Below are 18389 nucleotides of genomic sequence, written 5' to 3'. Positions count from 1 at the left end.
TTTCGTTAAAAGTCAGGTTTTTTATGTAAAGTCATTCTGTATGCGTCACGCGATCGATGCGCATTTGCATGTTTTCACAAAGTGTAATGACCGCAAGGCAGCTCACTAAATAACTACGGAGCTTCAGTGGCAGTGGAAGATTACCTGGAAGATTCTTTTCAAGACGTTCATCAATGTTTTGCAAATGCAATAAACTAATGAATTGATTCAAAATGAGCCCGAATATTTCAAATTCCTCAGGGGAAATTGCAGCGAGTTGAGCATCGCTACATGCTTGATACTGTCTAAGAAACGTTAAAAGCTCTCTGTAATGTACCGTTTCATACAACCATTTGCGTGTTGCGACGAAAGAAAAGTGCGCTTGCACGGATACTTCTTCTGACAAATTGCTACCGGTCATCGGATAAAAAGTTAAGTCTCGAATACGAATTGTATACTGTTGATCATTTTGAATGTTATCAAGCATTAGGCGAAGCCACAAACATTCTTGTCCACCTGGCGTGATGCTCGTAATAATGGATGCGCGCGTAATCGTACCACCATTCGAAATCGTGATGTCGTCAAACTGATGGATTTTGACGTTCGTCGTCTGATGCAAAGCGTAGTAGAGCGTTGCTTCATTCGACGTATCACTATAAAACAAATACACATCTTCATCTTCTTGAAAGTTTTTAAAAATAAACGAACCGTTCTCGTAGTAACCGTTTTGATACACGCCAGTAAAAGGAATCCCATCGTGGAACAATGTATCGATATACGTGTGAAATCCGGGTACGAGTTGTCCACCTTTATATAACAAAAGCTGACCATTCACAAATTTCGTCGCGTATTTTTCTTCGGTGTGCGGCGCTTCCTGTATGTGAGTAAAGTCGTCATATTCCTTTTCATTTTCTAGAAATCGATTTTTTGCTTGTTTCCAAGCAAAATCAAACGTCTTTTTTTGTTCCCGATACTTTTTTGTCGTCATGAATTGATAGTCGAGCATTTTGTTATACCTCCTTTTGAATTACTCGTAGTGTAAAAGAAAATAGGGGAATTATGCAACTGTGCTTCCGCTTTTTTTCGACTATTTTTATTGTGGATTTTTAGAAATTGACGGCTTAACGAGCATATTGTTTGGAAAGAGGTCAGTTTTTTTCGTCGTTTTTATAAAAATACCTATTCGTAATAGTATCTCATCATAACGTTTCGAAAAAAGCAGCATTCTTTTTACGGAAACGGTATTCGTACGATACGTACAGTGAAAAAGCGGAGTCGCTTTCTACGCGTAAGAAAAGCATGCGATTTTTTTATGTAAAAAATACGTTTGTTTTTTGAGCGAAAAGAGGCGAGCGCCATATTATTTTATGAATATTTTATTCACAAAAATGTCAAAATAAAATTGTTTAAATTATGAACAATTAGAATTTAAAAAATGTAAAATAAAAGAAGTTAGTTAATTCTAAATGTTCAGAAAATAATTGAAATGCTAACTAATTTTCTAAGAAGGAGGTTGGAATCATGCGTATTTGTAAGTTAACAGAGCAAAATATTTATGCGACGAATGTAGAAAGTGTAATCAATATGTTTCGGTATGTTTTGCCACATGAAGATTATTGTGTGCGAATTATTAAAGAGAATTTTAGATCGCTTGCTGCTAAGAAAGAATATGATGAAGAGGACCGAATGCTTATTTTTTCATTTAAGAACAGCGTGTTTGCCGTCGCCGAACTAGATAAGAAGATTATTGATAAAAATGGGCTGGTTGTCGGGATTCGCTTGAAGCCGGAAACGCTGCTGATCTTTTATCGAGCGTACGATTTAAAGGAATTTGAATTACATCTCAGAGCGAATCAAATCCATGTGAATTTCGTCAAAACATCACAATGGAATGTTATTAGTGGTCGTGCAGAACGATTACTCGACGGCTATTTACAAAAACGTGTGTGGACGTATATGCATCCACAAAAATAAACGACATTTTTCAAAGTCATTTTGCATACGTCCTCGTACTACATAAGTGGACGACTAACGAAAGATCAATCCATCCATCTACGAATTTCCTACATGAATTATTTTCCTCTTAAAAACCTGTGTAGTAAAGACAAAAAAATAGGTACGTGTAACCGATAAAAAGTGTAAGGAGCATGACGTTTCATCATCTCTCCTAAAAAAATATCGGCTTTTGATTAAGCGTTTCATATGCAATAACCGATTGAAAAAGGAGTTTTACATTATGAAAAAAGCTATCCGTGCCGCTTTTTTTGCTACTATTTTATGTGCAGCATCTATCGCATCACCAGCTATGTCTACTGCCGCAACCTCTTACAAATTAGTCAAAGGAAAGCTCGTTTATAAAAGTACTGGCAAAGTCGTACCGGGTAAAAAAATTTATAAAAAGAAACAGTATATTCATGGGATATATGTGAAAGACCGTGTGAAGCCGGTCATTCATCTCTCTTCTACGAAAAAACGTATACGTATGAGTACGGTGAAAAAGTTCAATTGCCGACTGCAAAAGCAGTCGACCAAGTGAAGGGTACGTGGAAAGTGTCGCCGGTCATTTATCAACCGAATGGCAAAAAAATTAAGAAAATAAAGGCGACCGCTCCAGGTAAATACACCGTCATCTATACAGCAGTAGATTACGAGAAAAATAAAGCGGTTAAGAAAATTTATATTGTAATAGAAGAAGAAACATTTCATTTGATTGATATTTCGTAAAGTGAACGATGCAAAATATTTTTTGAGAAGAAAAGGAGTGCGTGGACTTGAGAGTTTGCCAGTTGCATTTGCCCCCTTTTGAAATGAACACAATTGAAAGTTGTTACGCTTATTTTTACCATTGTTTACACGAGGAGGCATATTGTTTCGCTATCCCGCCAACGGATGCGCGTACGCTCATTAAACGACGTTACGGGGAAGAGGAATCTTTTTTATTTGTCCATCGTGAGCAGCTAATCGGGTATACGATGCAAGGAGCGTATCGAACCCATCGTAAACAAGGGAGTTGTCTCGTGACAGGGTTTCAACTAAAGCCTATGGACTTAGTTTTATTTCCGAAACCCATTCCTTTTAAAGACATCCAATGGGTACTAACTGAGCGAACGGATTTAATGAGGCGGATGACGGCAACGCAGTTTTACCGTTTGCCAGTCGTTGATGAACGACTCGTCTTCTCCTATATGAATCATTTATAATGTGGAATGGACGACCATCTTTCCTCCTTTACGTCAATCGGAGAAAGGTGGTTTTATTTTGTTGTTTTTCTGTTTTGAAAATGCTTAAAAAGACCGCCCTTATGCAATTGTGTCGAAAAACCGAACGTGATTTTCATCATTTTTTTCAGCTATTATACAACAATAATAAATCAAGAGAATCTATACATAAAAAAAACCTCGAAACAATCGTTTCGAGGTTTTTTTGCGTTAGTTACATCGTTTCATGTAATGCCTGACGTAACTTTAATAGAAGTTTCGCTTTTTTCTTCGTCATCGTGCCTTTCGTCATGTGATGTTTCTCCGCAAGTTCATCCAATTTCATACCGTATAGGAAGTAATCGTAGAGAAAGCGGTATTCATCAGGTGTTAAGACGCTTTTCATCGCCTGTTCTAGTAAAATCGACTGCTCGATTTCGAGTTGCTGCTGTTGTTCAGAATGAAACGTCAGCGTATCATCTTCGCAGCAAAACTGCTTGTCTTCATATCGTTTCATTTTACGCAATTCGGTAATCATTTCCGTCTGGATGTAACGTGCTGCCATTGGAGGGAAGTCTCCACGCACTTCATCGTACGCTTCGTATGCTTTCCACAAGCCAATTAAGCCGATTTGTTTAAAATGCTCAAAATCTTTGTAAATGCGTAATTTTCGAATCGTATAGTGGATCATTGCTTCATATTGTTGTGCGACTTCTTCAAAATGTTTCATTTGGAACTCATTTCTCGTATTGCACAATACCGGTTTATTCCTAGGTAGCTTCAGCATAACAGCTACGAAAAAGACGTCTTTTCGTTCTCGCTGTTTTTTCCACGGAATTCAGAGAAAAGCTCGATTTTTATAATGGAAAAATGCTAGAAAAGCCGGTGTTATGCGATTTTTTTAAAGAAATAAGAAATTTCATTTTAAATAATGTATTAAATATAATTTTTATTTTTAAAAATTAGGAGGAAACTTTATTGTCTGTTGCGACTATGTAGTGTTCAGAAGGGGGTGAACGAGGTGACACTTCTAATCTTGCTCCTCGTGAGTATTGCACAATTAACGAATCACCTTGAAAGGAGGTGAAAGCATTATGGCAGAAGATAAAAAATCAATGCGCTGCGTATATTTATACGACGGTGATCCAAAATCATTCAACGTTGCTGGATTAAAACCTACTTTGTCACAAGAAGAAGTACTAAACGTAGCTCGTGCATACGGCTCTTTACAATCAGAAGAAATTTTTGAAGTGAAGGTCACAGACGTAAAAACGTACGCACTGTAAGCAGCAATCGTATTAAATCATGAAGGAGGTGACAGACGATGAGCAAATTTACACTACAATTAATTTATGTCAATGGTGAAGGAAAAGAGCGCATGGTATCGGTGACGAACCCGAGCCAAAACTTAACAGCGGCGGAAGTTTCAGCAGCGATGAACACGATTAAATCGGCTTTCACGAAGTTTGCCGACCAAACGCTCACAAATAAAGAAGCGAACTTAGTGGAAACACGCATCACGCAAACATTTGACCAATTGAATTAATAAGGAGGTGATCGAATGGGCGAATTCATAAACTTACTCGACTATGGGTTTCCTGTTGCGATAGCAATCTACTTATTAGTCCGGATGGAAAATAAGCTTCAACAATTGACCGATGCGATTAAAAATCTGTCAAAAAAAGACGCGTAACATCTTGGTCTTCTAACAAAGAAAGAGGCTGTGCCATTGTGGCAAACAGCCTCTTTTTTTTGCGTGGCACGACACATTTTGGAAATTTAGTGGATTTTTTTCGTGACTTTTTGTGGGGAAGGCGACTTTTCCACTGCAGATTCGGTATAATGAAAGTATCGAAAATTCGGAAGATCAAAAGGAGGAGAAAGCGCGTGAAGGAACAGTTTTATTTTTTCGCAGATTCTATGGCGACGGGTCAAACAACTTTAGAGCGTCGTATTTTTATGCGAGCCCAGCTGTTTGAACGGTATTTACATATCACTCCAACAATCATTACGTTAGGATACGAGCCACGATTTGCGAAAAATCGAGCCGACTTCATCGAACGTCAATTGTTGTCGGAGAACACCGTAATTTTAAACATGTACGAAGATTTGCAAATGACGCAAACGACGCTTTTACCACCAAAAAAATGGCAGACGAATCCACTTTGGTCGTACGAACAAATTCCTGATACATATGATATCGGTGTACTCAATAGTGAAGGACGTCCCGTACAATACCGTTACTTTGACGATGAAGACCATTTGGAAACAATCGTTTATTATGACACGAATGGTGTTATTTTACGTACCGATTTATTTGATGCGAACGGCTATTTAAGTAAGTCTCAAATCGTAAAAGAAGAAGCCGTCGTCTGTGAAATCTTCTATCGAACAGACGGTAAAGTATGTATGTATCATTTCTTTGAAAATGATGAATTAACGCTGATTCAACTCGTAGACGATGAAGGCGCTGTTCTTCATCAATGCGAAACCGAAGTGGAACTCGCAACGTTCTGGTTGAAAACGATTTTAGAAGATGATGAGCTGAATTTATGTTTCGTCGATGAAGATCCTGTTTTTGCACCGATTTTTGAAGAATTAGGTCGCAAAATCAAAGTCATCGGCATGGTACATAGCGCACACGTCGATTTTCCACATCGTCCAATTGATGGACCTCTAAATGAAACGTATCGTCGTCTATTCCAGCAACGTGAAAAATTTTCAGCTGTCGTGTTTGAAAGCTTCGAACAATATGAGCACGTACAAGAACGTTTCGGCAATCGTCCAGATCATTTCGTCATTCCGACAGGTCTTTTAGAATCACCTACACGACTGCCATTTGAAGAACGCAGCAATCATCATATTTTATTCCAATCACCACTCGAATCGAATTATCAACCGGACATTGCACTTCGTATTTTCTCTAAAGTAGCTGCAGAAGTGCCGGACGCTTTTTTGACGTTTTGTGGAGAAGGACCGATGCAATTCATGCTACAAGAACTTGCAGAACAATTCGGTTTGGAAGAGCGTGTCTTTTTCATTGAAGAACCGACAGAAGAATTGTATGCGGACGTTCAATTGGCACTTTCTACGAGCATCGAAGGGGATATGCCTATGAGCATTTTAGATTGCCTTGCTCACGGAATTCCGACCGCAAGCTTTACGTATTTATATGGTCCAGGTGATTTAATTATGCATCACATTAGCGGACTTCTTGCGACGGTAAATGATGAAGATGAACTGGCAGAAAGTATTATTCATGCGCTCAACGATGAGACGCAAGTGGAAGATATGAGCAATTGCGCTTACGAAGAAGCCGAACGATTCCAAGCGAAAAATTATGCTATTTATTGGACCCAATTAATTCAACGTTTACGTGAAGATTATTGGAAAAAATAACAAAGGCTCTGCGTTTCCAGATGCTAGGACAATTGCTATAATGAAAGGCAAAAGGGGAGGCATAAAGATGAACTACAAAAACATTATCGTAGCCGTCGACGGTTCAAAAGAATCGGAAGCAGCACTCGCACGCGCTATTGAAGTAGCGAAACATAATCAAGCGGTATTAAATATCGTCAACATTATCGACACGCGCTTTTTCGCAAGCCTTGAAGCACACAATCAAGAAACACTTGAGAAAGATGCACATCAATTTGCGACGAGCCTACTTGAAAGTTATGATGATGCGGCAACAGCCGGCATCGAAAAAATCGAATTGATTATCGAAGCAGGTTCACCACGTACCGTCATTACGAAAAAAATCGCACCAGAAATTGGCGCGGACTTGATCATCTGTGGTGCAACAGGGGTGACAGGAACCGAACGCCTTCTACTCGGCAGCGTATCCGAAAACATCGTACGCACATCACCATGCGACACATTAGTCGTACGTTATTCAAACTAACAATCTCCAAAGCCCCCGCGAGAAGCGGAGGCTTTTTTTATTTACTTAAAAATCATTCGAAAAGGTAAAAAAACCATTGTGTAGCGAAGGTAGCAAAAGTGAAAATGTCTTGAAGAATGAAGCGGATGATTGAACGGACAAGGAGATTTGAGGAATCGGAATGTGAATGAAAGGTCGAAGTAGATGATTGAACGGGCAAGAAAGATTGGAGTTCCGAAAGTGGATGGAAGGTCGAAGCGGATGATTTAACGGGCAAGAAGATTTGAGGAATTCGAAAGTGAATGGAAGAACGAAGTGAAATAGCTGAACAGATAAGGATGTTTTGAGAAAACCGAGTGTGAATGGAAGGTCGAAGCGGATGATTGAACGGACGAGGAGATTTGAGGAAACCGAATGTGAATGAAAGGTCGAAGTGGATGATTGAACGGACAAGAAAGATTAGAGTTCCGAATGTGAGTGGAAGGTCGAAGTGGATGATTGAACGGACAAGAAAGATTGGAGTTCCGAAAGTGAGTGAAAGGTCGAAGTGGATGATTGAACGGACAAGAAAGATTGGAGTTCTGAAAGTGGATGGAAGGTCGAAGCGGATGATTTAACGGGCAAGGAGTTTTGAGAAAACCGAATGTGAATGAAAGGTCGAAGCTGAAGCATATAAGTCCTCGAACCGGAGACGCCTAAAGGGGAATCAAGAAAGCCTAAGCTTTCTTGATTAGTGGGTGAAAATCCAGTTTCACCACGAACTTTGGTGAAACTTAGTTGAACCCACGTCCCACAGGCAAGCTTCCGGTGAAGAGGACGAAGTCTTTCTTCTTTTGCCCTTGACCTTGACCTTGACCTTGACCTTCCATCCTAAACCTAACTCCCGTGCAAAATAAGCATTCCGAAAAGGAACGTTTTACATATACGAACGTCCTCGTTAATGGCGTATAATAAAGTAGAATAGAGTAAGGAGACAATAAAATGAAAAAGAACTGGATTTGTCTTGTATGCTTTATCTGTTTACTCGCCGCCGTATTGGCAGGCTGTCAAGATCAAAAAGACGAAACAGAAAAGCTTGCAAAAGACGTTGACGCAGCCTATGTCGGAACGTACAAACTCGTATCGATGGGACAAACGACAGGCAATGCGTATAAAGCATATCAAAAAGTACCACTAAGTGAAGATTTAACATATGGGGAAACGATTACGCTGCATAAAAACGGCCTATTCGATCAAAACATTTATTTTTATGATGACGTAGAAATGAAAGACCCGTATCAATACGTATTACAACGCTATCACTATACGAACGACGGCAAAAATATCGTACTCAACCGCTCATTAAAAGAAGACGGTACGTATTATCAAATCAAAGCATTCAAAAATGACGACGGTTCATTGAAGATGAACTATGATGGATTGAAACAACTTCAAGACAATGGCGCGACATTAAAAGATTCATCGAATACGTATGAATTGTACGACGCATCAAAATGGTATGCGAAAACGAAAGACACTACGATGAAAGAAAAATTCTTCTTTCATGAAGAAGGTGCACTCATCGGTGTAACGTATTCAAAAACCGATAATTCAACGAGCGTTCTCGTTTATGAAAAAGAGAGTAAAAAGAAATAAAGTAGACGAAACAGCAGTCCGCAATCAACCGATTCGGGCTGTTTTTTTACGTTCAAAACGTACAACTTTCAAAGAACGAGACGATATTGACAACAGAGGTGAGAAGATGAAGAAAGCATTTTTTTGCATAGTTAGTGTCAGCATAATGCTTTTTGCGTGCAATGCGATGACGGCAAAAGCAGATACGATTTATAAAACGACGTCAAAATACGTATATTTAAAAAATGGGAAGCTATACGATAAAGGAACGTGGGCACCAATTACGAGTAAAGTAGTGCTTTTCAATGGGGTGACGTATCGCTATGCGAAACGAGCAAACGGATTATTAAACGGTATGTATTATAAAAATGGGTACGTCTACACCGGTGTAGCAAATCATGTATATTACGTAAAAGGTAAAAAAACAACCGCTGTCTATCGCGGTAATTTTTATTACAAAGGACCTTTAAATAAAAAAGTGCGAATGTATAAAGGGAAGTTGTACAACGGGGCGAAAGTGAATAAAGGATATATCGTTTTTTCAAAACGTCTATACAAAAATACGACGTATGCGACAGGGTATTACGTTTACAACAAGGTTCTTTATAAAAATAGCTATCGAAACAATACGGTGTATCAATATAAAGGAAGCTGGTATCGTGGAAGCGTTATTCAAAGTGGGTGGCTTCGGACGAAACAACTCGGATGGATTAAAGTAGATGATCAAGGAAAGCAAATGAAAGGAGCCATCCCACCTGCGGAACTCGGGACACCTTCGCTTTCGACGACAGAAAATCCAGAAAATGCGACTTCAAATGAAACGTCTCCTTCTACATCGATTCCAGATGCAGGAGCAGAAGGGACAGGATCAGCAGCTGGATTAGAGCCTGGGACGAATAGCTCAACAAGTTTAGAACCCGGACAAACTTCGTCAAATGGAAGTGAACCGGGAAATGAATCTTCGTCTACGATGGAGCCAGGAGCAAATAGCTCAAACGGTATGGAACCGGGAAAAACGACTTCGACTGGTACGGAACCTGCTACATCCACACCGTCTCGGTTAGAACCGGGAGCATCTACGAAACCGACAATAGATGCAGGATCGACGACGGTCAATGATACGATGGACGTTTCTTCAAAATGGGGAGCCCAAACAATTTAATCGTTATAGAAGTCTCAGAATGTGTTTTGTTCTGAGGCTTTTTTTAGGAAAAAGGATGTAAAAAATTCTGTTAAAATAAAAAGCATATTTTTGGAAAAAACGGGGAATAGTTGCGTAATAAGACATATGTGAAATAGAAAAGGAAGCATTCAGAAAATGGGTGGATACACGTTGTGACTGCATTGATTTTATCGATGAGAGACTCGTTTGAATAGAACGTGCAAAAGGGGTGAATTTTTTTGCGAAAATTAGTCGTTGTTCTTATTAGTTGTTTGACACTTTTGCCTTTAGACGTTTTTGCGAAAGAAGAGCCGCTCGTATCCGATGTGACACTTCCTGAAAATACGATAGTGAAACCGACGGATCATGTTCAAATTATGTATACGATTCGTTTAGATGCATTAAATGGCAAAAAGGAAGCGACTGTTGATTTACCAGTAGGCGTGATTTTACAAAAGAAATCGGAACAGCTAGTTGAAGATGACCGCGGGAATAAAGGCGCTATATTTTTTGAAGATGATGTGAATCAATTGCATTTTGTCTTTGAGGAGGAAGCTTATTTTTACAAAAATAAAACGATGACACTTCGTCTTCCGGTGTTAATGGATGATGTAACGGTAGGGACACATTCGCTCGTCGTGCATACAGCAGCCGGTGACCAAAAATTACCGTATACGATTGAAAAAATGAAGGCAGCAGGGGAATTAGATATTACGCATACAGTGGAAGGCGCTTTTATTCATTGGACGGTAAAAGCATATACGAAAAAAAATACGTATCGTGCGGCTCGTTTCGTATCAACGCTGAGTGATGATCAACAACTAGAAGGACAAGTCCATGTGAAATATCAAAGTTTAAAAACCGGGACATCGTATGACGAATTTTTCACTGTTCGCCCAACTGCAGCGAATGAAATGAAACTGAATTTAGGTGATTTAGACGAGCGGAAGATGACGATTATGTTTAAAACGAAAGTGACTTCACCGTCATCCCTTTATACGAATGATGTAGCATTACTGTCTACGAATCAGTCGACGCTTCAAAAGCAAGGAACGGCAAACGTAGCAGAGTCAGCAATTGATACGACTGTGAATGTAACAAAACCTACGTCAGAGCAGTTGACGACACAAGTTACTACTCAAGTAACCTCGACTGAAAGTGAACGAGGTAAAGTGACGAATGAAGATATTATCGTGACGAATGACGGAGAAACAGAACTAACGGAGCTTCCTCAAACAGGAGAACGTGCGACGATATTTGCAGGTGCTGCATTCCTCGCCATAAGTAGCTTGCTGGTGTGGAAACGAAGAAAAATAAAAATATAAAAAACCTCGCTGACATCGTTTCAGCGAGGGTTTTTTAATAGTTTGGGTTCGTCGAAATGTTGAGTAACTCACGAATCGGCTTCCCTTTATGTTTTTCCCAAATGATTCCGTTTTTTTCTGAGAAGTAGAGCGTCGTACGGTCAGCATAGTGGAAGCCCATGACACCGGGATATACTTTGCCACCTGCACGGGCATTACCAACGTACAGCACTTTTGTCGTCATCGTCGTCTTCATCGTTTTCGTACGCTCCATATCCCAATAGCGTGTGTTAGCAATCACACCGTACGATACGATTTCATGCGAACGTAAAAAGCGTCCATTTTTTGTACCCATAAAACTAAATCAAATTTCGTTTTGTCGAGCTTAAACGTATTCCACGGATTAGTATGATAAGGAACAGTATCTACGTGCCAATACCCATCTGACTTGTCATACCACGTATAGCTCGTATATGGATATTTCGTTCCGTTCGTTTCAGGTCGTGCTTTCGTACGGCGATGAATCGATTCAAAAAGAGAGTGGTTGTAGACGCGGTACGTATAAATTTTAGATGGATCTAAGTCGTACAATTTACTCGATTTTCCTTTATCATCGATGTTGAGATAAGCAGTCATAATGTACCCTTTTTTCCTTTATACGTTACGTATCCCCAACTATTACTTTGCGTGTAATGAAATGTCACTTGTGCGCCTTTTGGTACGGTCATAATTTTTTTCGTACCGGGGTGATTAGCATACAATGTATTTTTAACTTTCATCGTTGCCGTATAGTTTAAATTTTCTACAGCATGTGCTTCTGTCACATGGCTTATAGCGATAAAGAGCATAGCGACAAAAGTGAGTAGCAACCATTTTAAATAAGCTTTCATATCATTCGACTCCTTTCATTCTTTTTTAATATCGTACAAATTCAGTCGAAATATAGGGTAATTCTATTTCACTAGTAAAAATATATCGAAATAACTAAAAAATAATTCCTTTTATTGTTAATGAAAGGAGATAAAAGTTTGCTATAATAGGGAAACAAAACCGAAATGAAATAGGTGTAGCTTCGCTCATAGGAAAAGAAACAGGGTATACTATTAGTATTCAATAAACGGCCTTACTACTGGACGGACAAATTATTTGAGGGATTAGAGGGAACGATTATGAAATGGAAAACGTTAGTAACGACGGTCATCGCGACAGCTATTTTTACAACGTCAACGTCGGCTTCTGCTGCGACGATTACAGATGCCAATAAGCTAAAAGAAATTAAGTCAATTTTAAAGACAGAGTATTATCCATCAATTTCAACGTTAAACAACATTAAAACGCTGAAAGATATAAGCAAAAATGTAGATCCGTACACGGTGTATTTTTCAAAGAGTGAATACGCAGCGTTTAATGATGCTGTCGAATACACACTCGTCGGAATCGGCGTTTCTATTGAACAACATAAAAAAGGTATTTTGATTATGACAGTCTTTAAAGGATCCCCAGCTGAAAAAGCAGGATTGAAAGCGGGCGACATTATTACGCGCGTGAACGGAAAAAATATCGGGGGACAAGCTGTTGATAAAAGTAGCCAACTGTTAAAAGGTGAAAAAAATACGAAAGTAACGTTTACGTACTATCGTCCTTCTACGAAAAAATCCGTTACGAAAACGGTGACGCGCCAAGTAATTAATATGCCAAATGTAGAAACGGCTATGTTAGCAGGGAATATCGCTTACATTCGCCTTAATTCATTCTCATCAACAGCGCATAACGAAGTGAAGAAAGCGATTCAAGCTGTATCGAAAAAAGCGAATGGGTACATTTTGGACTTGCGTGATAATGGCGGCGGTGATGTGAATTCAGCAATCGGGTTGATCGGCTTTAAAAAATCGAATAAAGTCGCCTTTACGATTCGTACGACAGAAGACGAAGGTTACTATGCAACGGCAAATCCATCAAACGTTTGGAATAAACCATTGTCTATTTTAGTGAATAAAAACTCTGCCAGTGCATCTGAAATGACAGCGGCTGCTTATAAAGATCAAAAAACAGCGAAAATTTACGGTCAAAAAACGTACGGTAAAGGTGTTATGCAAAACGTTGTTGAATTCAAAGATGGTTCAGCTTTCAAATATACGATGGCTGAATTCCGCGGACCGAATGATAAAAAAATCCAAGGTATCGGCGTCACACCAACGAATGTGACGGCTGTAAACAAAGAAGTGTTCATTAGTCACCGTGACTTCTTAAATAAACAACTTAAAAATTATACGAAACAAACGATGATTGTTCGCTCTGGTACAACGAAATCAATTACGGTTAAACCGACGAAAGCGATGAACGGGTCTGCATTGAAAAATGCGAAAGTAACGCTTTACCAAGTAGGTGGTAAAACACGTGCTATTACGGTGAAAGCTTCCAATAAGCAATTAACGGTGACACCAAAAACAACGTTAAAACCAAAAACGAGTTACTATTTAAAAGTAGTGAATGCGAAAGATGCGAAAAAAGGGACGTATCAATACATTTCGATTCGTAAATAAAACATAAGAAAAGACATGCGTGATTTGAATAAAATCACGCATGTCTTTTTTCATGAGAAGCTTTGCTTTTCAATTATGTTCTAGCTTCTTTTTTGAGTTATAGTTTAAAGTTTTGAATGTGATTTTGAAGATTTTCAGCTTGTCCGGTTAAGTCTTTCGCGACGTCGTTAATGTTGGCGAACGTTTGGACTTGTTCTGAAACGGCGTGATTAATTTTCTCCATCGTTGCGACCGTATCATCACTAGCACGAGATGCTTGGTCCGCTGTTGCGGCAACTTGTTCAGAAGAAGCGGAAATTTGTTCCGTTACTGCTGAAATGCTCGTCACTTTGTCTGTCATGTTCGTGATGGCCGCATTAATGTCATGGAAAGCGGTGCTGGCTGCTTGAATCGTTTGGACACCGTCTGTGACATTGGAAAGTCCGTATTGTACAGCTTCTCCGACTGTTTTTGTTTCTGCTGTAATTTCATGTGTCAGTTGTACGATGTGATCGGCGGACACTTTCGATTGTTCGGATAGTTTGCGAACTTCTTCTGCGACGACCGCAAATCCTTTGCCTGCTTCACCGGCACGAGCTGCTTCAATGGCAGCGTTTAAAGCGAGTAAGTTCGTTTGTTCGGTAATTTCCGTAATGGCTGAGCTGAAATTATGGATTTCTAACGATTTATTCGTTAGTTTTTCCATTAAGTCACGTACGGTTTCCGTCGATTTTTGAATGACCTTCATTTGTGTCGTGGCATCGTGTAATGTGTCGTTTCCTTTGACCGAAATTTGTTGTGTGTGCAATGCGAATTCACGAAGCTCGCCCGTTTCTGCTGCGATCCGACTAATGCCAGTTGCTGATTCACTCGTCGCAATCGCAATTTCAGAAGAAGCGGATTTATTAGATTGCATAGCAGTCGTAGCTGCTTGAATGCGTTGACTTATTCTTTCCGATAATGCATTCACTTCGTCGATACTGCTTAGTAATTCTTCTGATGAACCCGATAACGTCATCGTACTATCATTCGACGTTTTAATAATGTTATATAAAGCGTCTTTCATATGATTGAATTCAACCGTTAATGTGTAAATTTCATCTTTCGAGCGATGTGTGGCGATCGCTTCACCTGTTAAGTCACCATTCGCGACACGTTCCACTTCTTGGGCGATTTTGCGTGTCGGTTTTGCGATGCGGCGCACGAGAATGACGTTAGAGATGACGTTAAGTCCAATGACGAAAAGAACACATGCGATAATGATGATGGAAGCCGTTTGCGCATGTTTATTTTCAGTAGCCTCAATGGCTTGCATATGTTTTTCTGTTTCATCTCTTAGTAAATCTAACGTGTTGAGTAAACTAACGCTCGCATCCTTCACCTTGCCGTTTGCCATTTTATAAGCCTGCTCTTTTTGACCACTTTCAGATAAGCTTTTTACAGACGTTAAATATTGTTGGATCTGTTCTTCATACCGAATAGCGATCGTTGCTTCTTTCACCAATTCTTTTTCTTTTTCTGTCGTCGCATTTTTCTCAAGCTGTTTCGTTAAGCTTGCGAGACTTTGTTCTAAGTAGCGGCTCTGTACATCGAGTGCGTCCGCATTTTCTGTCGATGGTTCAAGTATGTAGTTTCGTATGTCGGTACTTTGCATGGCGCTGCTCTTTCGAATATCGCCAATGTGAATCATTTGTTGTACGTCGGTGGCGATTAATTGTTTATAATTATGATTAATCGTCTGTAATTGATAAATACAAAAAATACCGATTAATATAGTCACGACATTAATAGAAGCTAACGTGACAAGAAGCCTTTTTCGTAAAGTCATCTAAACAACCTCCTAGTATTTCGAGAATCTAAATAATTCGAACTAGTACTTATTGTATACTGAAAAGACAGAAAATTCTATCTAAAGTTGCACTTTTAAAGGCATTTCAAAAATAATATGAAAAATAAAAAGTTTTCAAAAAATGAAACGTTTTCTGATGATTTGCGTATATTAAATAGATATCATTTTATAGATATAAAGCAAAATGATATGATGTAGACAGTACAATCTCAGGAGGGTTTTTCATTGAAAAAATTATTAGCCGCTGCATTCGCTGCGACATTATCATTTGCGACTGTAGGCACTGCTGTCGTTGACCAACCGACTACTGCCTCAGCAAAAGGGTACAAATCTGGTAAAAGTGGTTTCAACAGCAAAAGTTCAAACAACAATTCAAACAGCTTTAACTCAAATTCTTCAACAAAATCAACTAGCACAAAAGCTAAAAATTCATCAGCTGCTCAAAAATCAAATAAAGGCGGCTTAATGAAAGGCTTAATGCTTGGTGGTTTAGCAGGTCTATTATTCGGTGGCTTACTGTCAGGTATGGGCGCTATGGGGAACATCCTTGGTTTATTAGTAAACGTAATCGCTATTTTAGTCGTTATTATGTTAGTGATGAGCATTATTAATATGTTCCGCAACAAAAATCGTAACAACCGTCACGATGATCGTAAGGATGACCGCCAATGGAATCGCTAATTTTAGACGAACAAGAAGTAATTAATGCATTATGTACGTATCATGCACGTCAAAAGAATTTAATTCCGGAAGATGTCATGATTGAATTAGCATACGATGACCATGATGGTTTAGAACCAGAAGAATTCGGTGCAGAAGCAGACGTAAATGGGGACATTACAATTTATCAAAAAGGCGATATGATTCAAGCTATCCGTAACTGGATTGATTATGAATACAATCGCGATCCCTATGCGGCATTAGTTAAATTACAATTTGCAGATGACCAAGGTATTTTCGCCACAATCGATTAATCTTAGTATGAAGTATATAAAAAGCTCGGAATCGTCGTTACGATTTCGAGCTTTTTTCATATGTGAACGATAGATTATGTACTTATTCGACAACTAGTGCATACATAATAAATAAAAAAGTAATTTTTTAATTAAAAAGTTTTATTTTTGTTATTATAAGGGTATATGTACTTATATACATAAGGGGGTCTTTCGTTGGGAAAAATAAAGTTCAATTCAATTCGTACGAAAATGTTGTTAGGTTTTATCGTCATTACGGTACTCGTTTTATTCGTTAATTTATTTATGTACACAAAATTAGCAAACGTATCTGCTGAATTAAAAGAAGTCGTCGAAAAAGATATCGTATTAAATCGAGCCGATGCAGAATTATCGAGTTCGTTTGGCGTGCGTCTTGCTGCAGTTCGAGGATATGTTATGTCCGGGGATGCGACGGAAAAGCAAAATTTTGAAATGTATACAGAGCAAGCTAAGAAAAATAATGAAATGATTTTAGAAAAGAGTACGTCTCAAGAAGCAAGAAATCTTATCGAACAATCTGTCGTTTGGCGTGAATACATGCAGCAAAATGTGTTCGATGTTTACGACAAAGGGGATCAAGCGTTAGCGCTAAAAAACTTAAATTCACATAGTGCTGAAAGTTTACAACTACAACAAGCATTCGAGAAACTAGCTGAAAAACGACAAGCTGATATTGAACAGCTCATCAGTAAAATTTCGGACGAAGCACATACACAACAAATGTTATTAATTATCTCAACGATTATACTCGTTATTCTTTCTTTATTAATTGGCTATTGGTTATCAAATAAATTGACGAAACCGATTACAGCGGTATCTACTCGTTTGAAAGCATTAAGTGAAGGGGACTTAACGCAGCAACCGCTACTCGTGAAGTCACGTGACGAATCTGGAGAGTTGATGGAAACGTCTAATTATTTAACGAATAAATTTAAAGAAATTATTCACTCATTAAATACCGTGTCAGAAAATGTCTCAACGAATAGTAATGCATTATCTGAATCGTCAACAGAAGTATATGAAGGATCTGTACAAATTGCGACGACGATGCATGAACTAGCACAAGGTAGTGAACATCAGGCGAATGGCTCCATTGAGTTATCTGAAATGATGGAAGACTTCCGTGAAAAAATAAACTTTATGGGTGACGAAGCGACTCGTATGGCAGAGCATTCGAATACTGTTCATAACTTAACTGAAAACGGACAGCAAAAAATGCAGTCTTCAACGAGTCAAATGCAAGTTATTCATAATATTATCGGAGAGTCTGTAGAAAAAGTCGGAAAGTTAGAAAATGAAACGTCGAAAATTGGCATTCTCGTAAAACAAATTACAGACGTTGCCGAACAGACAGACTTACTTGCGTTAAATGCGTCAATAGAAGCGGCTCGTGCAGGCGAGCATGGAAAAGGTTTCGTAGTCGTTGCGACAGAAGTGCGTAAACTTGCAGAACAAGTAGATGCTGCGGTCGCAGACATTGCGACGATTATACAAGGCGTTGAACGCGAAGTAGGAGAAGTATCGACTTCTTTATCGAGTGGTTTCGTAGAAGTACAAAAAGGAACGAAGCAAATTGAAGAAACGTACGATACGTTTGAACATATCGCAGATTCGGTAGATAGTATGAACAAAGGAATCGAAAGCACGTCTTCTAATATTCAAAAAGTACAATCTGAAGCGATTGCGATTAACAAGACGATTGAAAATATCGTAGCCGTCGCACAACAATCAGCTGCTGGCGTAGAAGAAACGGTCGCAACGATCGAACAAACATCGACGACGATGGAAGGGGTTTCTTCGAGAGCGAGCGAGTTACTACAAATGGTGAAATTGCTCGATCAAGAAATTAATCAATTCAAATTAACATAATCATTAGAAAAAGAG

At 38.9% G+C, this 18389-nt stretch carries 22 protein-coding genes; 16 read left to right on the top strand and 6 right to left on the bottom strand.

The annotated features are described in order from the left end of the window. Window positions 1–31: 31 nt before the first annotated feature. Window positions 32–985 (bottom strand): hypothetical protein, encoded by a 954-nt coding sequence (locus KSHG_RS04210; protein ID WP_010302282.1) that lies wholly within the window; start codon window positions 983–985, stop codon window positions 32–34. A 515-nt stretch (window positions 986–1500) separates the two neighbouring features. On the opposite strand from KSHG_RS04210, the gene KSHG_RS04205 reads away from it, so the two are divergent. The 4 genes from KSHG_RS04205 to KSHG_RS04190 all read left to right on the top strand — a co-directional run bounded on the left by KSHG_RS04205 (window position 1501) and on the right by KSHG_RS04190 (window position 3179). Continuing rightward, window positions 1501–1953 (top strand): hypothetical protein, encoded by a 453-nt coding sequence (locus KSHG_RS04205; protein WP_010302279.1) that lies wholly within the window; start codon window positions 1501–1503, stop codon window positions 1951–1953. A 262-nt stretch (window positions 1954–2215) separates the two neighbouring features. Further along, window positions 2216–2515, top strand: coding sequence for a hypothetical protein (locus tag KSHG_RS04200; protein ID WP_010302276.1), 300 nt, complete (start codon window positions 2216–2218; stop codon window positions 2513–2515). Next, window positions 2485–2703 (top strand): hypothetical protein, encoded by a 219-nt coding sequence (locus KSHG_RS04195; protein ID WP_147630483.1) that lies wholly within the window; start codon window positions 2485–2487, stop codon window positions 2701–2703. The genes KSHG_RS04200 and KSHG_RS04195 overlap by 31 nt, the downstream gene beginning before the upstream one ends. Window positions 2704–2750: 47 nt before the next feature. Continuing rightward, on the top strand, window positions 2751–3179 hold the full coding sequence (locus tag KSHG_RS04190; RefSeq protein WP_010302270.1) for a hypothetical protein: 429 nt from the start codon (window positions 2751–2753) through the stop codon (window positions 3177–3179). 232 nt (window positions 3180–3411) lie between these two features. Here the strand turns inward: KSHG_RS04190 and KSHG_RS04185 are convergent, their stop codons facing one another. Further along, the gene (locus KSHG_RS04185) at window positions 3412–3906 is read right to left on the bottom strand and encodes a sigma-70 family RNA polymerase sigma factor (protein ID WP_010302268.1); all 495 of its coding nucleotides are present in this window, start codon (window positions 3904–3906) and stop codon (window positions 3412–3414) included. A 364-nt stretch (window positions 3907–4270) separates the two neighbouring features. Here KSHG_RS04185 and KSHG_RS04180 point away from each other — a divergent pair, with 364 nt between their 5' ends. From KSHG_RS04180 to KSHG_RS04135, 8 genes are all read left to right on the top strand, one after another. Next, the gene (locus KSHG_RS04180) at window positions 4271–4462 is read left to right on the top strand and encodes a DUF1659 domain-containing protein (protein ID WP_010302265.1); all 192 of its coding nucleotides are present in this window, start codon (window positions 4271–4273) and stop codon (window positions 4460–4462) included. A gap of 38 nt (window positions 4463–4500) precedes the next feature. Next, entirely contained in the window at window positions 4501–4722 is a 222-nt protein-coding gene (locus KSHG_RS04175; protein ID WP_010302262.1) for a DUF2922 domain-containing protein, read from the top strand. Between the two features lie 15 nt (window positions 4723–4737). Next, window positions 4738–4869 carry a YvrJ family protein gene (locus KSHG_RS17940; protein WP_010302260.1) on the top strand — a complete coding sequence of 44 codons (132 nt, stop codon included), beginning with the start codon at window positions 4738–4740 and terminating at the stop codon, window positions 4867–4869. A gap of 194 nt (window positions 4870–5063) precedes the next feature. After that, window positions 5064–6575, top strand: a complete 1512-nt coding sequence (locus KSHG_RS04165; protein ID WP_010302258.1) for a glycosyltransferase — start codon at window positions 5064–5066, stop codon at window positions 6573–6575. Window positions 6576–6642: 67 nt separating this feature from the next. Then, window positions 6643–7080, top strand: coding sequence for a universal stress protein (locus KSHG_RS04160; protein WP_010302254.1), 438 nt, complete (start codon window positions 6643–6645; stop codon window positions 7078–7080). A 960-nt stretch (window positions 7081–8040) separates the two neighbouring features. Further along, on the top strand, window positions 8041–8694 hold the full coding sequence (locus tag KSHG_RS04145) for a hypothetical protein (protein WP_010302248.1): 654 nt from the start codon (window positions 8041–8043) through the stop codon (window positions 8692–8694). Next, window positions 8669–9835 carry a hypothetical protein gene (locus KSHG_RS04140; protein ID WP_010302245.1) on the top strand — a complete coding sequence of 389 codons (1167 nt, stop codon included), beginning with the start codon at window positions 8669–8671 and terminating at the stop codon, window positions 9833–9835. The genes KSHG_RS04145 and KSHG_RS04140 overlap by 26 nt, the downstream gene beginning before the upstream one ends. Before the next feature lie 239 nt (window positions 9836–10074). Continuing rightward, entirely contained in the window at window positions 10075–11160 is a 1086-nt protein-coding gene (locus KSHG_RS04135) for an LPXTG cell wall anchor domain-containing protein (protein ID WP_010302243.1), read from the top strand. 34 nt (window positions 11161–11194) lie between these two features. On the opposite strand, the gene KSHG_RS04130 is transcribed toward KSHG_RS04135, so the two are convergent. The 3 genes from KSHG_RS04130 to KSHG_RS04120 are packed head-to-tail and all read right to left on the bottom strand — an operon-like array spanning window position 11195 to window position 12029. After that, window positions 11195–11440: a hypothetical protein gene (locus KSHG_RS04130; RefSeq protein ID WP_010302241.1), complete on the bottom strand. Its 246-nt coding sequence runs from the start codon at window positions 11438–11440 to the stop codon at window positions 11195–11197. Then, window positions 11437–11775, bottom strand: a complete 339-nt coding sequence (locus KSHG_RS04125) for a hypothetical protein (protein ID WP_010302238.1) — start codon at window positions 11773–11775, stop codon at window positions 11437–11439. The genes KSHG_RS04130 and KSHG_RS04125 overlap by 4 nt, the downstream gene beginning before the upstream one ends. Further along, window positions 11772–12029 carry an SH3 domain-containing protein gene (locus KSHG_RS04120; RefSeq protein ID WP_010302236.1) on the bottom strand — a complete coding sequence of 86 codons (258 nt, stop codon included), beginning with the start codon at window positions 12027–12029 and terminating at the stop codon, window positions 11772–11774. The genes KSHG_RS04125 and KSHG_RS04120 overlap by 4 nt, the downstream gene beginning before the upstream one ends. 279 nt (window positions 12030–12308) lie before the next feature. Here KSHG_RS04120 and KSHG_RS04115 point away from each other — a divergent pair, with 279 nt between their 5' ends. Next, the gene (locus tag KSHG_RS04115) at window positions 12309–13682 is read left to right on the top strand and encodes a S41 family peptidase (RefSeq protein ID WP_010302234.1); all 1374 of its coding nucleotides are present in this window, start codon (window positions 12309–12311) and stop codon (window positions 13680–13682) included. 97 nt (window positions 13683–13779) lie between these two features. Here the strand turns inward: KSHG_RS04115 and KSHG_RS04110 are convergent, their stop codons facing one another. Then, window positions 13780–15489 (bottom strand): methyl-accepting chemotaxis protein, encoded by a 1710-nt coding sequence (locus KSHG_RS04110; protein WP_010302231.1) that lies wholly within the window; start codon window positions 15487–15489, stop codon window positions 13780–13782. A gap of 246 nt (window positions 15490–15735) precedes the next feature. Here KSHG_RS04110 and KSHG_RS04105 point away from each other — a divergent pair, with 246 nt between their 5' ends. The 3 genes from KSHG_RS04105 (at window position 15736) to KSHG_RS04095 (ending at window position 18374) form a co-directional block, all read left to right on the top strand. Continuing rightward, a complete protein-coding gene (locus KSHG_RS04105) occupies window positions 15736–16191 on the top strand; it encodes a hypothetical protein (protein ID WP_010302228.1) in 456 nt (151 codons plus the stop codon). Continuing rightward, complete coding sequence (locus KSHG_RS04100; protein WP_010302225.1) at window positions 16179–16484, top strand: DUF2653 family protein; 306 nt, start codon at window positions 16179–16181, stop codon at window positions 16482–16484. The genes KSHG_RS04105 and KSHG_RS04100 overlap by 13 nt, the downstream gene beginning before the upstream one ends. Window positions 16485–16679: 195 nt before the next feature. Next, window positions 16680–18374, top strand: a complete 1695-nt coding sequence (locus KSHG_RS04095) for a methyl-accepting chemotaxis protein (protein WP_010302222.1) — start codon at window positions 16680–16682, stop codon at window positions 18372–18374. The last annotated feature ends 15 nt before the right edge of the window (window positions 18375–18389 follow it).

Origin of the sequence: Kurthia senegalensis (genome assembly GCF_000285595.1) — a bacterium.
GTDB classification, from domain to species: Bacteria; Bacillota; Bacilli; order Bacillales_A; family Planococcaceae; genus Kurthia; species Kurthia senegalensis.
This window is presented reverse-complemented; position numbering and strand designations above follow the sequence as displayed.

Coding starts and splice junctions, on each gene's coding strand:
- KSHG_RS04145 (WP_010302248.1), top strand. CDS start 8,041: ATGAAAAAGAACTGGATTTGTCTTGTATGCTTTATCTGTTTACTCGCC.
- KSHG_RS04100 (WP_010302225.1), top strand. CDS start 16,179: ATGGAATCGCTAATTTTAGACGAACAAGAAGTAATTAATGCATTATGT.
- KSHG_RS04175 (WP_010302262.1), top strand. CDS start 4,501: ATGAGCAAATTTACACTACAATTAATTTATGTCAATGGTGAAGGAAAA.
- KSHG_RS04185 (WP_010302268.1), bottom strand. CDS start 3,906: ATGAAACATTTTGAAGAAGTCGCACAACAATATGAAGCAATGATCCAC.
- KSHG_RS04110 (WP_010302231.1), bottom strand. CDS start 15,489: ATGACTTTACGAAAAAGGCTTCTTGTCACGTTAGCTTCTATTAATGTC.
- KSHG_RS04210 (WP_010302282.1), bottom strand. CDS start 985: ATGCTCGACTATCAATTCATGACGACAAAAAAGTATCGGGAACAAAAA.
- KSHG_RS17940 (WP_010302260.1), top strand. CDS start 4,738: ATGGGCGAATTCATAAACTTACTCGACTATGGGTTTCCTGTTGCGATA.
- KSHG_RS04160 (WP_010302254.1), top strand. CDS start 6,643: ATGAACTACAAAAACATTATCGTAGCCGTCGACGGTTCAAAAGAATCG.
- KSHG_RS04140 (WP_010302245.1), top strand. CDS start 8,669: ATGAAAAAGAGAGTAAAAAGAAATAAAGTAGACGAAACAGCAGTCCGC.
- KSHG_RS04115 (WP_010302234.1), top strand. CDS start 12,309: ATGAAATGGAAAACGTTAGTAACGACGGTCATCGCGACAGCTATTTTT.
- KSHG_RS04200 (WP_010302276.1), top strand. CDS start 2,216: ATGAAAAAAGCTATCCGTGCCGCTTTTTTTGCTACTATTTTATGTGCA.
- KSHG_RS04125 (WP_010302238.1), bottom strand. CDS start 11,775: ATGACTGCTTATCTCAACATCGATGATAAAGGAAAATCGAGTAAATTG.
- KSHG_RS04205 (WP_010302279.1), top strand. CDS start 1,501: ATGCGTATTTGTAAGTTAACAGAGCAAAATATTTATGCGACGAATGTA.
- KSHG_RS04180 (WP_010302265.1), top strand. CDS start 4,271: ATGGCAGAAGATAAAAAATCAATGCGCTGCGTATATTTATACGACGGT.
- KSHG_RS04120 (WP_010302236.1), bottom strand. CDS start 12,029: ATGAAAGCTTATTTAAAATGGTTGCTACTCACTTTTGTCGCTATGCTC.